We start from the raw sequence: 15866 nt of genomic DNA, 5'->3' as shown, positions 1-15866 counted from the left end.
ATCATTTCCCCCTCATACCTGATAATCCAACTCGCTCAAATCCTTCACCGAACCAAAGCCTATTACATCTTTTACCACGGGGGTGTCGTGCATTTCCATGGCGCGGATGAGCTTGTCGGAGCCAAATTTGTCTTTTATTTCGTGCATGGTTTTGAGGGCGGTTTTCTTTTGGTCCATGTCTTCAAACAGGTTGTACAGCATGTCGCCATTGTCAACAAAGTTGGTTACTGCTACGCGCATGCTGGTAATTTGGGTGTTTAAAATAGAGGCGGAGTTGGTGAGTTCTTCAAACTTTCCATGCGGAGGCGTATCATCCGCATCAGGCTCACGGCATCCTGCACGGGCGTGGTTATGGTAAAGGCATCGTCCCAGCGGTTTTCATCTTTATAACGGGCGGTAAAGGCAATAGCCTTGCAGTAAAACTTGTGGCGCACCATGCGTTTTTCGAGGGTGAGGCACAAGGTCATAAACAGCTGTTCAATATAGGCCATGCTCTGCCGCTTTTCGGCCGAGATTTGGCGCTGGGCCTGCATGCCCTTATAATCATGTGATGCTATATTGGTTTCAATAAAATTGAGCCGGTAATGCCAGTACATGCCCTCTATACTTTTAAAAATGGCTTTAAGGCGGTGGGCAGGGGCGTAGCGCATTTCGAGCGGGGTGTGTATGCCGCCACGTTCCAGCCGGTAAGCCATATTGCTGCCAATGCCGGGTAAATCGCCCAGTTTAAGTGGCCGCAGTATACTATCAATATTTTGCGGATCAATCACCAGCAATCCATCATACGGCGGCTTTTTACCCAAACCCGAACCTAACTTAGCCAAAAAGGCGTTAGGCGCAATACCTACCGAGCAGGTTAAAAAATCGCCCACGCGGCTTAAAATGTCCTGCTTAATGCGACGGGCAACAACAACCGGGTCGGGGTGTATGTGCTCATAATTAGTGAGGTTAATAATGGCTTCGTCAATACTCTTGGGCACCACGTCCTGGCAGTACTCTTTAAGCACACCAATAATTTTTTTATGAAACTCGCGGTAACGCGCAGGATTACTTTCCACGGGCACCAGATCGGGACAAACCTTGATGGCATCGTTAAGGCGCATACCGGCTTTTAAGCCGCGTGCCTTGGCCTCTTTAGAGAGCGATATAACGCAGCCAAACTGCCCCGTGTACACGCAAACCCCAACCGGACGGCCACGCAGCCAGTAATTTACCTGCTGCTCGCAACGGGCAAAAAAGCTATCCATATCCACAAAAAGCACACGAGCCTGGGTACGTGCCTGCAACGAGTTTTGATTCATAACAATACAAAAATTGCTAATATTTTTAGTATTAACAAATTTTATTTAGAGTTAGCAGGAGTTAATTGAACACGAAATGAGCGTGATGAATACGAATTATACCGAATTACACGAATGATGTTTTGGTAAGTTAAACAAGATTCGTGTAATTTGTTCTATCAGCAAAATTCGCATTAACTCAATTACTGCTAACAACCACTTTGCCTGTATTGCTGTAAGCTGTTACGTTGGGCTTATACATACACTGCAACGTTGCTGCCCCGGTGGCAAATTCGCCCTCGTGTACCACGGTTAATTCGTAGCTTATGGTTGATGTTCCGCGGGGCAATATATCGGCAAAAAACTGCATGCCCGCATCCCTTACCGATTGGTAGTACGATAGTCCGCTGCTGTTGTAATGAAAATCGCTGGTGAGGCCCTGCGGCTCAAAAGCGGCTGCACGCGGGTCGTTAATATACACGTACTTGAGGCGGGTGCCAGCTTCTATGGTCAGTTGCACACGTACCTTATTGCCGGGCTTTAGGCGGGTGGTAGGGGTTATGGGTTTCCAGGTATTATCAGGTGCCTGCAAAAACAATTTACGGTTTATGCTGAGCCCTTTGTTCAGGGTGTCGAGCCCGTCGGGTTGGGCAAAATAATACCAGCTGAGGGCTCCATTCACATTAGTACCTTGTTTGCTTACATTAACGGCGACAGGTAACTCATCCAGTTTTACAAACGCAGCCGGAGCGCCGCTTAATAACCCGTTACTTACCTGTAGCTTTTGGCTTGCCGTTAAAGCGGCCTCAATACCTTGCGGTGTGCCAAACGCGCCGCCTTTTTGATTTTTAAGCAGATCAATAGCGGCCGATGTACCTTTGGTGGTTTGCCAGTGCTCATCCTGCCGGGCGATAAGCAGCCATTTAACCATGCCGTTTTGTGTTGATGTATTTTTACCGGCCAGTTCAAAGGCTTCGGCCAGCAGGGCAAGAGTTTCTTCGCCACTGCTGCTCAGCTCATCAGCATCAGATATATCTTTCCAGCGCATGCCGTTTTGCTCGTCAACAATGGCTTGCTGCCTGATGTTACCGAGCAGTTGAACTGCTTTTTTATAAAGCGGCTCTGTTGGCTGTGTGTGGTTGAGGGTATTAATAATGAGTAACGCCCCGGCATCTAATGATGAAGGTACAGCGTTTTTCCATGCGGCATCAATAATAGCAATAGCCCGGCCTTTAGCGGCTTTATCCTGAATATTGGCAGCAGCATAAAGCATATACTGGGTTAGGGGAGCAGCAGCCTCGGTTAGCGGAATTTTTGAAAGCTCGCTGAGGTTGTACTTTGCAAGATTATTGATGGAGTTTTCAAATACATTTTGCTGGGTGGCGAAGTTCAACCGTGTCCACCCTTGTTTTTGCAGCCCGCGTATGCCAGCCAGCACATATGCCGAAATATACCTGTCGCTTTTACCATTATCAAACCATGATAATCCGCCGCCGGTTTGTTGTAAATCGTACAAACGTTCAATGTGGGTGGTAATGGTTTGTTTAGCTTTTACGGTATCTAATAATTTTAACAATTGCTGCTGTTGCTTTGCGGTTTGGTTACCCAGGTTTAGCCATGGCATCGTTTGTTGGGCAAGCTCGTCGGGGAGTTGGCTGTCGGCAGCAGTTTGTTGTGTAGCGGTTGATGCAAAGGCACGCTTATAGGCTTGTTGCGCGGCAGTATCGGTACGCATGAGCAGCAGGGCGGTTACATTGGCTTTGAGTTTATTAAACGTTTGCTCGGCACAGTTGTACGAGTAATTAGCCAGCCAGGGCAGTGCGTTAATTACAGCGGCCTGTGGTTTGGCATTGATAGATAAGCCCAAGCCATACAACACCGAACCGGGAGCCATTTTAACGCGGGGAATAATCAATTGAGCTTCATTTCCAAAATGGAGGGGTACGCTTTGGCGCACAAATACACGGGTAGTTGATACCGGGATGATATGTTCCTCGGCATCGGCAGCGCCTTGGGTTTGTACGCTGATCACTATTTTAAGCGGATTTTGCTGACCATCAGGAACCTGTAACATAAACCCTGCACCATCCGAGCTTTTGCCGTTGAGTTTAAACGGCCGGGTGCCCGAGGTAACCAGTTGTGCGGTAATGTCCTGACCGGTTACAGCGTCTTCAATTTTGCAGGATACGGTACCATCCACGGCCTCCTGCGCAAGGTTGCTTATGCGGCTTTGCAGGTTAATACGGTCGCCCTGGTAAAGCAGCCGGGGCATATTGGGCTGCACCATAAGGTTGAGCTGGGTTTGCAGCTTACGTTCCAGGTAGGCAAAACGGGCATCTTTGGTATGGGCCAGCATTTTCCAGTTCCACTCGGTGGCGCTTTCGGGCATGGTAAACGTAAAGGTGTAATACCCATCGGTGCCGGCATGTACTTGTGGAAAGAAAAACGCGGTTTCATTAAAATTCTTACGCACTTTAGCTACTGGTTTTTCGGGTTCGGGCAGTACAATAGGCCCTTGCGTACTAATGATGAGCACACCTTGTGAAGCGCGCGAACCGTATAAGGCCGATGCCTCGGCGCCTTTAAGTACCATTGCTTGTGAAACAAGTGACGGGTCAATATCTTTCAAATTCCCTTCAAAAACTACACCGTTTAAAACAACGAGTGGCTGGTTAAAATTAGTAAGACTGTTGTTACCCCGGATGGTAATGCTTGTTAAGCTGTTAAGGGATCGTGCCGTATATATTTCATTTGGATTGCTTTCGGTTACACTGGAGGTAGATGCCGCTAACCCGGCAAGCCGTCCTTGCAAGGGCATATCTACCCGGGCAGTTTGCTCTCTTAAAGTTATACTGGTATTAATAGGCTTGGGCTGGTAGTTACCAGCACGGGTGCTTTGTGTAATATAGTTTGGCCATCTGGTATAAATATAAGTGTCGTTACGGCGTACCATTAGCGGATAAATATCCCAGGTATGCGGTTCCAATTTATCTAAAGATGCATCGTACAGGGTGGTCATCAATTCGGCAGCAAGCTTATTGTTATTGGTTTTAACTGATACCGAGAAGGTTTCCGTAGCTCCCGGAGCCATCACCCTGCGATATTTTTCGATGATGATTTCGGGTTCTGCTTGTTTAGCTGGTTGGATGATTGCAATGGTTTTTTGCTCTACCTGTATCTTATTATCGGCAACATAAATACGGTTGAGCCACAATTTACCCTGGCTTATATTTTTAGGTATTTGATAGGTCCATTTGCGTAAACCTGCTGGTTCATAAATGGTAGTGTAAGTGTTGATGATCTCTTCCTTTTTATTTTTACCCACGTAATTAACCTGGTAAATACTATAGGTTTTGCCGGCCGCCCAGGTGTACCAGGTTATCTTGTCGCCCGGCTGGGCATTGGTGGAAGTGAGATAGCTTAAAGTCTCTTTTTTGGATGGCATATCGCCGGTTTCGCTGTCAAATACCTTAAAGTAGTAAGTAATTAAACCGCTTAATTTACCGCTATCGGTAACGGAGGCTACTACTTGATAATGGCCTGCGTTAACCTTATCGGCCGGGAGGATGAGCTTTTCGTTTTTTGCAGTGTTAACCGTGGTTTGGTAAACAAGTTCTTTTACGGGCGGTGCATCATTTTCAGGGAATAAAAACGGGAACCATTTTTTCAGATCGGTTTTACTATAAATCCACTCATCAACCGACGGATAGGTAATATCAGATGAGCGAGCCGGGCCTGTTCGGTAAAGCTTAATATTTACATTGCGGCCAACCGTTCCTTCGTATAGAGTCGCGGTAGTCACCTTAAAAGGCACCATTTCTTTTTTATTGTAGATGTTAAGCATGGGGATGCTGATACCCACCGGCCTGTTTAGTACCGTTACCGATTGGCTAACTTCAGCAGTTTCGCCGGTGGCATCGGTTGCTTTTAATTTGATGGTGTAGGTTAAACGCCATTCAATGGAATCAACAAAATTGTATTTCTTTAAAAGTGTATCGTTTATTTGAATGTCAATTTTACCGCTGGCATCGGCATACATGGTAGTATCAGCAATGGTTATGTATGAATACGGATTTGTTTCATCAGGTATTTTGCCATTACGCAGCACTTCGTATTTAACAGGCACGTTGTTCAAAGTGGCCCCGCTAAAAGAGCGCAATTTAAAATACACCGTAAACGGCTTACCCGGACGTATGCTCTTCTTAGGTTTTTCGGCCACCAGTTCAAAGGTCGGGCGTTTGTATTCTTCAACTTTAAAGTAGCCGCGGTTTCCGTACCGGGTATCTATTAAACCGGGTTCAATTTTCCATTCACCAGTGGCCGCATTTTTGGGTATTACAAATGATCCTGAAAAACTTCCAAACTCATTAATACTAATTTTTGCCGTATCGATCACTTTATTAAAGGCATCTATAAACTCCACAGGCTCGTTGTTATCTTTGAGCCACTTTTGTACCAGTTTTTCACCGTTTTTAAAATTACCTGCACAAAAAGGGACAGACTCACCCGTTTTTGGGTTCTTGGTAATGAACAGCATTTTATAATGCACCGTTTGCCCCGGTCGGTAAATACTACGGTCAGTAAAAATATGAGCTATCAGGTTATCGTCAATGTAGTCGAGCAGGTCTTCGTCGGTATCCTTAGCGTGTTCATCAGGAGTATAAATCTTATCTCTTAACTCGTATTTATTCACACTTGTTATGGTTGATGTTGTATCTCCATTGTAACTAACCACAATTTTAGTTGTGTTTTTGGGAATGATGGTGTAACCCATTTTGTTCACGGGTTTAACAAATGTGTTGATCGGGGTATAATTCCTATTTTTATCACTTACATAAGCTTTTAAAGTTGCGTCTTTCAACGGAATACCGGTTTTACGATCTAACACAAAAACATGATCATCGGTATTAATAGCAGCTATATTCCCAACTTCAAATGCTACACTGTTCAGTATATCTGCAGCGGCATTCTTTAGTGGTTTATTTGAGAACAGTAAGCGGTAATGCCCTTTTGGCAAAGCATCGAGCTTTAAATAAGCAGCATGAAGGTTGTAATCACTCGCTGGCGGCAATACAAAGTGTTTTTCTGTAACCGGCTTACGTTGCAGGTAAGAAGCAACCAGTAAATTGCTGTTATTCTGATGGTCCTCCAATGCGCCTATTTCAATTAAGCGACAATAAATAGTGTCGATGTTACGGTAGATTGCCGTTAGTAAAATTGGAGTATCAGGCAGTACGTGATCCTGATTGATTTTAATTTGTAATCCGCTCGATTTTTGCTGATCAAATGTACTCTGAAGCACGTTGTTGAAACCAGGATATTTTTTTAACAGGTTGCTATTTTTATTATACAGGTTTGCAGCATTTCGCAAATAGTCTTTATACTTGGCATCAAAGAAAGGAAATTCATAATTGTAATAAGATCCACTTGCGTAACTACCATATTTGCGACCTTCCTCTACCCAAAACATACAAAGCTGGTAAACAGCATGTGCACATAATTCATTATATGGCGATTTGGCTGCCAATTGTAAGTAATTAATGTATTGTTTTCTTAATACCGAATCTTGTGCCGATCGGGTCCATATCGCTTTTCTTGCCAGTGATTCTATGAAAGCTGCTTTACCGGCATCTGCTTTATTTAAAGCCATCCAATCATAGTAAGCTTTTAAAACATCGGCACCGGGTGTTTTATTTTTACCCCACTCGCCAATTGTTTGTCTGAACTCATCAGACTGAAGACTCAGCAGTGATTTTACATCATTGCTATAAAGGCCACCATTATGATTAAATATAACACTTGTCAGGTTAACCCGTTCGGCCAAAACAAAATCTTTAAAAGAGGGCTCAAAAAGAAATAATCCTGGATTAGTGGACAGCCATTTATATTGGGTAAAAGTAAAGGCAAAGCCTGACAAGCCAAATGCTTTTTGTAAGTGGCTGTTCACCAAGCTATCTGTTTGTGCCAACGATAGATCAGCATAATTTACTTTTAAGCCAGATGTGTGGTAGCTTTTAATATTAAACCTATGGTATCTTGATGCAAATGCCCCCAGGCGTTGTGCCTGCATAATATGTACAATTGCCTGGAGCCGGTTTGATGAGTGGCGACCAGAAATTACCGAGTCAATAACAGAACTGTTGTAGAAGTAAAGTGAGTCTTCGGTTTTAAGGTCACGTATAATAATGAGATTACACAGTGCACGCGCATAGTCAATATCATTTCCCTTTTGTCTGGCCTCATCTCTCCACTGTTGCAAAAGCTTTTGGTTGTCTTGCAAAAAAAGCTTTTCGTTTAACTGAGATTCCAGTTTGCCCCATTGCTCTTGCGAAATGCGCTGAGCAATACAAACTGAACAGCTTAAAATAAACAGCAGGGTAGATGTGATAAGGAAGCGACACATGGTGATGTTATAAGTTGGCGTTTAAATATAACCAACTTATAAGCAATCATACTATTAGAATTTAATAAACACTAAATTAACGTAATGGATACGAATTGCAGCGAATTACACTAATTGAGGTACTTAAACCAGCAAGATTTGTGTAATTCGATACAATTCGCTAATGACATGCAAATTTCGTGTTTATAAGAATATTGGCCTGTCCAGCTTCATAGCTATGCGATATGCAGCATTCATGAGCCCAACATGGCTATATGCTTGCGGGAAATTCCCCCATTGGCTTCCGTCTTCTTCGGCCACGTCTTCGCTAAAGAGCAGGAGGTGGTTAGAGTACTTGATGATGTTTTCAAACTCGCGGATAGCATCATCAACACGGCCTACACAGGCCAGTGCCTCAACGTACCAAAATGCACAAATCAAGAAGGTGGTTTTGGGTTTGCCAAAATCATCGGCGTGCAGGTATCGGTAAAACAGTCCTTTCTCGGTTTTTAGTTCCGCCTCCAGTGCTTTCAGATGATCTTTAGCACGGTCTGACGCCGGGTCGAGATAGTTCATCATGATGAGCTGTAAGGTACTGGCATCTAAATGGGTGCTGCCTACGGCATTGGTATAAACCTTGCGAACTGGGTCATAACAATTTTCTATATGTTCTGATGCGCGGTTCTTCATGGCAACGGCACGGTCAATTAAGCTTTGGTTGCCAATGGTACGGGCCATTTTTTCGGCGGCACACGCTCCGGCCCATTGAAACAGGTTACTGTAACAATGAATGTTAGCCATATTGCGGAACTCCCAAATACCGGCATCTTTTTCATCAATGGTGCGCTCAATTTTGCTCAGCAGGTAATCCACCCACTTGGTCGAATCTTTACGCTCGTCGATGATAAAGCGATGATCGGTATACAAAGGAAGTACGGATACCAGCACCTGCCCGTAAATATCATTTTGAACGTGCTCTGATGCCTGGTTGCCAATACGTACAGGTTTATTGCCTTCATAACCTTCTAAATCGGCTACGTATTCCTCCAAATCCTTTTTACCGGTAATGCCATACAAAGGCTGGTAACGAAAGTCCTCAGAAAAAGAAATATCCGTAACGTAAGCAAAGTATTTTTCCATCTCCTCAAAATGCCCGATGTGGTTGAGCGAGTTGATCACGTAATACGTATCACGAAGCCAGCAATAGCGGTAATCCCAGTTGCGGCCGCTTCCCGGCGATTCGGGCAAACTGGTGGTACTTGCGGCAATTATAGCCCCGGTATCTTCATACTGATGTATTTTTAAAGCCAGCGCCGAGCGTATAACATATGGTTGGTAAAACCCGGCAATAGATGAATGCTTGATCCAGGTGCGCCAGTATTGCCTGGTTTCGCGCAAAAAGCGTTCGGCTGTGGGTACCAAAGGTGCTTCCAGCGGTTCGCCATAGGTTAGTACCAGGTATTTACAATCATTTAATACAAAGGCATGTTCATCAAAAATATAGCTGATGGGTATGTTGGTGGTAAGTCTTATTTTTTCTTCGCCACCAAGGTATTGTATATGGTTACTGCCGCGGTTAACCTCCAGTTTTTTAGCACCATATTCTGATACGGGCTTACATTTTACCCTCACACGCGGCGAACCTTCTAACACCTCAATTTTGCGTATAAACATCAACGGTTTATAATAACGCTGGTGTTCCTGAAAACGGGGTGCAAAGTCGGTAATACGGTAACGGCCGCCCGATGCCGGGGTTATTTCGGTAATAAGTACATTGGTGTTTTCGAGGTAATACTGATGCGAGGTATATTCACCTTCGGGTAGTATCGAAAACTCGCCGCCTTTATTTTTGTCCAATAATCCGCCAAAAATAAACGTACTGTCAAAACGTGGCCAGCAAAGCCAGTCAACATTAGTATTTTTATTTATGTGCGCTAAAAAAGCGCAGTTGCCAATAATGCCGGTGTTATACGTATGCTTCATTCAGAGTTTAGTTGAAATAGTATGAGCAAAACTACTTAACAACGTTTTGTAGCTAATGTTGTAATAAAATAGAAGCGATTAATGGATTAAAAGTTTAAACACTTATTGTTTGTTTAACATTGGGTTAAACATAAGCTCATATAAAGAACTCTAAATTAGCTGTTTCAAAAAAAATTAAAATATTATTAGGTTATTGCAAAATTTATATATTTGGGATAAATAGTTACTTATACCTCTCTGAATATAACCAATTTAAGTTTCAGTTTGGCTCTGTGTATCAAAATTATAAACCTATATTATTAAAATTATGAAAACTGGGAAAGTTAAATGGTTTAACACTCAAAAAGGCTACGGCTTTATTATTACCGATGAGGGAAAAGACCTTTTTGTTCACTTTAAAGATGTTGAAGGCGGCGTAAACGCTATTAAAGACAACGATAGTGTGGAGTATGATGTGGAAGACGGACGGAAGGGATTACAAGCAGTAAAAGTAAAAAAGATATAAGCAGCCTAAAAATTATACATAGCCCCTGAATTTTCGGGGGCTTTTTTATGGTTGAAACTTTATATTAGCCGTCCTGAAAATTAATATTTCATTTTGATCGATCTTTAAACAATGTCTGATAACGCTATTCAAAAAAGCACCAAAAGCGTAGTATTCCTGGTTATAGTAGCCTCACTGGGTTATTTTGTTGATATATATGATCTACTCATATTTTCAATTGTACGCGTAAAAAGCCTGCACGATATTGGTGTTAGCGATATTGAAATGCGCACCAAAGGCGAGTTTATCATCAACATGCAAATGTTTGGCCTGTTGCTGGGCGGTATATTGTGGGGAGTTATTGGCGATAAATTTGGCCGTATCAAAGTGTTATTCGGGTCGATACTGCTGTACTCGCTGGCCAACTTTGCCAACGGTTTAGCTACTGATTATTACACTTATGCAGCCGTACGCTTTATTGCGGGTATAGGTTTGGCAGGTGAGTTGGGCGCAGGAATTACACTGGTTAGCGAAACCATGAGTAAAGATAAGCGCGGCTACGGCACCATGATAGTTGCTGTGGTAGGCTTGTTTGGTGCAGCGGCCGCAAACCTGGTTGCTGGTTACGGCTGGCAAAATGCCTATTTTATTGGCGGCGGACTGGGCATGTTATTATTACTGCTACGTGTAGGCACGTTTGAATCGGGCATGTTTAAACACGCCGAAAACAGCGATGTATCACGCGGCAATTTTGCCATGCTTTTTACTAATCGCAAACGCTTTTTTAAGTATCTCAACTGTATTTTAATAGGCATGCCGCTGTGGTTTGTGGTGGGCATTCTCATTACCCAGTCGCCCGAAATTGGCAAGGAGCTTGGCGCTGTCGAACCTTTAAGTGCCGGTACAGGGGTGATGTATACTTATATCGGACTGTCGTTTGGCGATATGTTTGCCGGGCTGTTTGCACAATTAACCAAATCGCGCAAGTTAACCATGCTGGTATTTCAGTTAATGTCGGTAGTAAGTGTGGTGTTTTATTTAAACTCACATGGTATTACTCATTCGCAGTTCATCGGTATTTGTTTGTTTATCGGCTTCTTTATTGGGTACTGGGCTACTTTTGTCACCATAGCTTCCGAGCAGTTTGGCACCAACATAAGGGCCACCGTTACTACCACGGTGCCCAACTTTGTGCGTGGTTCATTAATTCCAATAACCTGGGGCTTTGAGTTGTTAGTTAAGCATTTTAAAGCGCAAGGCTATGCCGATAGTTTAATTATAAGTGCCTATGTAATGATGGGTATTGTAACTGTAATTGCCCTGCTTGCTTTAAGCCAGCTAAAAGAGAGCTTTAGCAAAGACCTGAATTATATTGAAGAACACGATACTGTAAGTGATATTAAAGTAGCATAACCTACGGCAAATTTTGCATTTTTGTGCCGATGATGACCAAAGAAAGCATAGCCGAAGATTACAAACAAATACAGGACGAAATTTGCCAAAGCCTCGAACTGCTTGATGGCTCGGCCAAATTTGAAGAAGAAGCTTGGGAACGCGATGGCGGCGGCGGTGGCCGTACCCGTGTAATTCAAAACGGAAACATCCTCGAAAAAGGCGGAGTTAATTTTTCGGCCGTGCATGGTAAATTGCCCGATACGGTAAAAAGGGCACTCAAGGTAGAGCATGATGATTTTTTCGCCACAGGTGTATCTATCGTTATCCATCCTAATCATCCGCTGGTGCCCATCATCCACATGAACATCAGGTATTTTGAAATGCCGCCATCCATTGAGGATGGGCAGCCGTTGCGTTGGTTTGGCGGCGGTATCGACTTAACCCCGCATTATGTTATTGATGAAGATGCCCGTCACTTTCATCAAAGCCTTAAAAACGTGTGCGACCAATACAACACCGGTTTTTACCCGCGCTTCAAAACCTGGGCCGATGATTACTTCTTCATTAAACACCGCAACGAAACCCGTGGCATTGGCGGCGTATTTTACGACCGTTTAACCGCCACTGAAGATGTAAGCTGGGAAGATATTTTCAATTTCTCTAAATCATTAGGCCGTACCTTTGCACCTGTTTATACCGAGTTGGTTAACCGTAACCGCCACAAAGAATTTACCCCTCAACAACAAGAGTGGCAATACCAGCGCCGCAGCCGTTATGCCGAATTTAACCTCGTGTATGATGCAGGCACCAAATTTGGGCTGGAAACCAATGGGCGTATCGAATCTATATTAATGAGTTTGCCGCCAACCGCTAAGTGGTTTTAACAACTTTGAGCCCCAGCCAGGAAGCGAGGAAGAGAGAACACTATCGCTTTTGAAAAAGGGAATTGACTGGGTATAGGTAATTATTACAAAGTTTAAACTAATAAGTTGTAAGTGCTGGTTTGGTATTTAATTTGAGCGCGAGATTTATAAATTGCATCACTTATAATAACTGACTCACATTAAATTATATGAAGAAGCTAATCGCCCTCACTGCAAGTGCAATTACCATTTTATCGGCCTGTAATAATTCTATCTCGCTAAAAGGTAAATGGGATTATGCGGGCGGAATATACAATGGTAAAAAGGAGGGAGGCACTCAAGGCTATCAGCTCAAACGCACATATACTGATAAAGATTTTGAAGCCTTTATGATTGAAGAAGGAGGCGCACCTCAAAAATATCAGGCCGGTGATTATAAACTATCAGGCGATAGCTGTATTGAAACCGAAACATTCAGCACACAACCATCAACCCTTACCGGCGTTGCCGTTCACTACAGTTACAAGTTCAAAAACGATAGTCTTATTCTGCGCGGAAAATTGCCAACAGGCATGCAGGTAGAAGAGTATTGGGTAAAGGAAAAATAGTGCGCTGCGTGAAGTAGCACAAACACTTAGTGATTTTGAGATCGAACGCTTAAAAGAAGCTATAAAGAACGTTTTTTAATGACGACTCGTTTGTATAAAATACAGCAAACTATGAGTAAAGCTCAAATCAGGCATAAGCCTTTCATCACAAAATCAGCCACTTAATTACTCACTAATCAACACTAAGTATGTTGGTAACTATCGCTTCATAATAGCTTAAAATTCGTATCTTCGCAGGTCAAATATTTCGCATCAACCTGAAAATATTGAGCAAATTTTTCTTACACTAATTTCCAAATGGCTGAAGAGAATTCACAGAACGAAGACAGAATCATTCCAATAAATATTGATGAAGAAATGCGGGCAGCCTACATTGATTATTCAATGTCGGTTATCGTATCGAGGGCATTACCCGATGTGCGCGACGGCTTAAAGCCGGTTCACAGGCGTGTATTGTTTGGTATGCTCGATTTAGGCTTATCGGCCGGTAAACCCTTCAAAAAATCGGCCCGTATTGTGGGCGAAGTACTGGGTAAATATCACCCGCATGGTGACTCGTCTGTATACGATACCATGGTACGTATGGCTCAGGATTGGAGCTTACGTTATCCACTGGTAGACGGCCAGGGCAACTACGGTTCGATAGATGGTGACAGCCCTGCGGCAATGCGTTACACCGAGGCACGCCTGCAAAGGATTGCCGAGGAAATGATGGCCGATATTAACAAGGACACCATCGATTACCAGTTAAACTTTGACGACTCGTTAGAGGAACCAAGTGTTCTTCCTGCTAAAATACCTAACCTGCTGGTTAACGGCGCATCGGGTATTGCAGTGGGCATGGCTACCAATATGGCCCCACACAACCTTACCGAGGTTATTAATGCTACCGTTGCCTTAATTGACAACCGTGATATTGAAGTGGCCGGTTTAATGGAACACATTAAAGGCCCCGATTTCCCTACAGCCGGTATTATATATGGTTACGAAGGTGCTAAAGATGCTTTTGAAACCGGTCGTGGCCGTATTGTGTTACGTGCGCGTGCCGAAATAGAAACCTTTAATAATGACCGCGAACGTATTGTTGTTACCGAAATACCTTACCAGGTAAACAAGGCCAACATGATCGAGCGTACTGCCGAACTGGTTAACGAGAAAAAGCTGGAAGGTATATCAACCATCCGCGATGAATCGAGCCGTGAAGGTATACGCGTGGTTTACGAAGTTAAGCGCGATGCCAATGCTAACATTGTATTAAACAACCTTTATAAATACACCTCCCTGCAAACATCTTTTAGTGTTAACAACATTGCGCTGGTAAAAGGCCGCCCAATGCTGCTTAACCTTAAAGATATGATTCATCACTTTGTGGAGCATAGGCAAGAGGTAGTTGTACGCCGTACCCGGTACGAGTTGGCTGAGGCCGAAAAACGCGCCCACATTTTGGAAGGTTTGCTGATCGCATTAGATCATTTAGATGAAGTAATACGTTTAATTCGTGCATCATCAACTCCTGAAGAAGCCCGCGATGGCTTAATGACCCAATTTGGTTTGAGCGAAATTCAGGCACGTGCTATACTTGATATGACTCTGCGCCGTTTAACCGGACTGGAGCGCGACAAAATCAAAGATGAGTATGCGGAATTAATGAAAACCATCGAGTACTTAAAATCGATACTGGCAGATCCTGCATTACAAATGCAGATCATTAAGGATGAATTAATCGAAATAAGAGATAAATACGGCGATGAGCGCAGAACCGAAATGGTACACTCAAGCGCCGAAATGATGACCGAAGACTTCATTGAAGATGAAGAAGTGGTGATCACTATCTCGCACGAAGGGTATATAAAACGTACAGCTTTAACCGAGTATCGCCGCCAGGGCAGGGGGGGTAAAGGTGCGTTGGGCAGCAACAGCCGCGATGAAGACTTCATTGAGCACTTATTAATTGCATCGAACCATAACTACATGCTGTTCTTTACTGAGGCCGGTCGTTGTTTCTGGTTACGCGTGTTCGAAATACCGGAAGGTACCCGTACTTCAAAAGGTCGTGCTATTCAGAATATCATTAATATTCCGAAGGAAGAGAAAATTAAGGCCTACATAAAAGTGAAGAACCTGAAAGACCAGGAATACCTGGAAAACAACTTCATTATTATGTGTACCCGTAAAGGTACTATTAAGAAAACCTCGTTGGAGGCATACTCTCGTCCGCGTTCGAATGGTATTAATGCTATTAATATTAACGAAGGTGATACTTTACTTGAAGCAACCTTAACAACAGGCACCAGCGAAATAGTTATGGCGCTTAAATCTGGTCGTGCTATCCGCTTTAATGAGGCAACTGTACGTCCAATGGGTCGTACCGCTACCGGTGTGCGTGGTGTAACGCTTGATGGTGAAAAAGATGAAGTTGTAGGCATGATTGCCATTAACGATCCTGAGACTACCGTACTGGTGGTATCGGAAAAAGGTTATGGCAAACGTACCGATATTGAAGACTACCGCGTTACTAACCGCGGTGGTAAAGGTGTTAAAACACTTAACGTAACTGAAAAAACCGGCAAACTTGTTGCCATAAAAGATGTTACTGATACTGACGACCTGATGATCATCAACCGTTCGGGTATTATTATACGTATTGCCATGAGCGAATTACGTGTAATGGGCCGTGCAACACAGGGGGTTAGGTTAATTACCTTAAAAGGTGATGATGAAATTGCTTCGGTAGCTAAAATTGAGCACAGCGAAGAGGAAGAGTTGGAACAAGCAATTGAAAGCAGTTTAGAAAGTAATGGAACGGATGTAGGGAGCGAAGATGTTGAAAAACCTTCGGCCGAAGCACCCGACGACACAGAAAACGAATAA

The 15866-nt window shown here is 43.5% G+C and carries 8 protein-coding genes and 1 pseudogene; 5 read left to right on the top strand and 4 right to left on the bottom strand.

The genetic code is table 11. The features are described from left to right. Positions 1-12: 12 nt before the first annotated feature. The 4 genes from QE417_RS02790 to QE417_RS02775 all read right to left on the bottom strand — a co-directional run bounded on the left by QE417_RS02790 (position 13) and on the right by QE417_RS02775 (position 9645). Complete coding sequence (locus tag QE417_RS02790) at positions 13-240, bottom strand: hypothetical protein (RefSeq protein ID WP_311947377.1); 228 nt, start codon at positions 238-240, stop codon at positions 13-15. A gap of 17 nt (positions 241-257) precedes the next feature. Beyond that, positions 258-1301, bottom strand: a complete 1044-nt coding sequence (locus QE417_RS02785) for a DNA polymerase Y family protein (RefSeq protein ID WP_311947376.1) — start codon at positions 1299-1301, stop codon at positions 258-260. Between the two features lie 178 nt (positions 1302-1479). Next, on the bottom strand, positions 1480-7683 hold the full coding sequence (locus QE417_RS02780) for an alpha-2-macroglobulin family protein (protein ID WP_311947375.1): 6204 nt from the start codon (positions 7681-7683) through the stop codon (positions 1480-1482). 183 nt (positions 7684-7866) lie between these two features. Beyond that, positions 7867-9645: a glycoside hydrolase family 15 protein gene (locus tag QE417_RS02775; RefSeq protein WP_311947374.1), complete on the bottom strand. Its 1779-nt coding sequence runs from the start codon at positions 9643-9645 to the stop codon at positions 7867-7869. 307 nt (positions 9646-9952) lie between these two features. Here QE417_RS02775 and QE417_RS02770 point away from each other — a divergent pair, with 307 nt between their 5' ends. From QE417_RS02770 to gyrA, 5 genes and pseudogenes are all read left to right on the top strand, one after another. Next, positions 9953-10150 carry a cold-shock protein gene (locus QE417_RS02770; RefSeq protein WP_311947373.1) on the top strand — a complete coding sequence of 66 codons (198 nt, stop codon included), beginning with the start codon at positions 9953-9955 and terminating at the stop codon, positions 10148-10150. A gap of 111 nt (positions 10151-10261) precedes the next feature. Beyond that, positions 10262-11542: an MFS transporter gene (locus QE417_RS02765; RefSeq protein WP_311947372.1), complete on the top strand. Its 1281-nt coding sequence runs from the start codon at positions 10262-10264 to the stop codon at positions 11540-11542. 29 nt (positions 11543-11571) lie between these two features. Continuing rightward, a pseudogene (gene hemF / locus QE417_RS02760) lies at positions 11572-12484 on the top strand (oxygen-dependent coproporphyrinogen oxidase). A gap of 112 nt (positions 12485-12596) precedes the next feature. Further along, positions 12597-12995 (top strand): hypothetical protein, encoded by a 399-nt coding sequence (locus QE417_RS02755; protein ID WP_311947371.1) that lies wholly within the window; start codon positions 12597-12599, stop codon positions 12993-12995. Positions 12996-13292: 297 nt separating this feature from the next. Continuing rightward, entirely contained in the window at positions 13293-15866 is a 2574-nt protein-coding gene (gene gyrA / locus QE417_RS02750; RefSeq protein WP_311947370.1) for a DNA gyrase subunit A, read from the top strand.

Origin of the sequence: Mucilaginibacter terrae, assembly GCF_031951985.1 — a bacterium.
Lineage (GTDB): Bacteria > Bacteroidota > Bacteroidia > Sphingobacteriales > Sphingobacteriaceae > Mucilaginibacter > Mucilaginibacter terrae_A.
The sequence above is the reverse complement of the archived record's forward strand: the minus strand, read 5'-3'. Positions and strand labels throughout refer to the sequence as shown.

Coding starts and splice junctions, on each gene's coding strand:
- QE417_RS02790 (WP_311947377.1), bottom strand. CDS start 240: ATGCGCGTAGCAGTAACCAACTTTGTTGACAATGGCGACATGCTGTAC.
- QE417_RS02785 (WP_311947376.1), bottom strand. CDS start 1,301: ATGAATCAAAACTCGTTGCAGGCACGTACCCAGGCTCGTGTGCTTTTT.
- QE417_RS02780 (WP_311947375.1), bottom strand. CDS start 7,683: ATGTGTCGCTTCCTTATCACATCTACCCTGCTGTTTATTTTAAGCTGT.
- QE417_RS02775 (WP_311947374.1), bottom strand. CDS start 9,645: ATGAAGCATACGTATAACACCGGCATTATTGGCAACTGCGCTTTTTTA.
- QE417_RS02770 (WP_311947373.1), top strand. CDS start 9,953: ATGAAAACTGGGAAAGTTAAATGGTTTAACACTCAAAAAGGCTACGGC.
- QE417_RS02765 (WP_311947372.1), top strand. CDS start 10,262: ATGTCTGATAACGCTATTCAAAAAAGCACCAAAAGCGTAGTATTCCTG.
- QE417_RS02755 (WP_311947371.1), top strand. CDS start 12,597: ATGAAGAAGCTAATCGCCCTCACTGCAAGTGCAATTACCATTTTATCG.
- gyrA (WP_311947370.1), top strand. CDS start 13,293: ATGGCTGAAGAGAATTCACAGAACGAAGACAGAATCATTCCAATAAAT.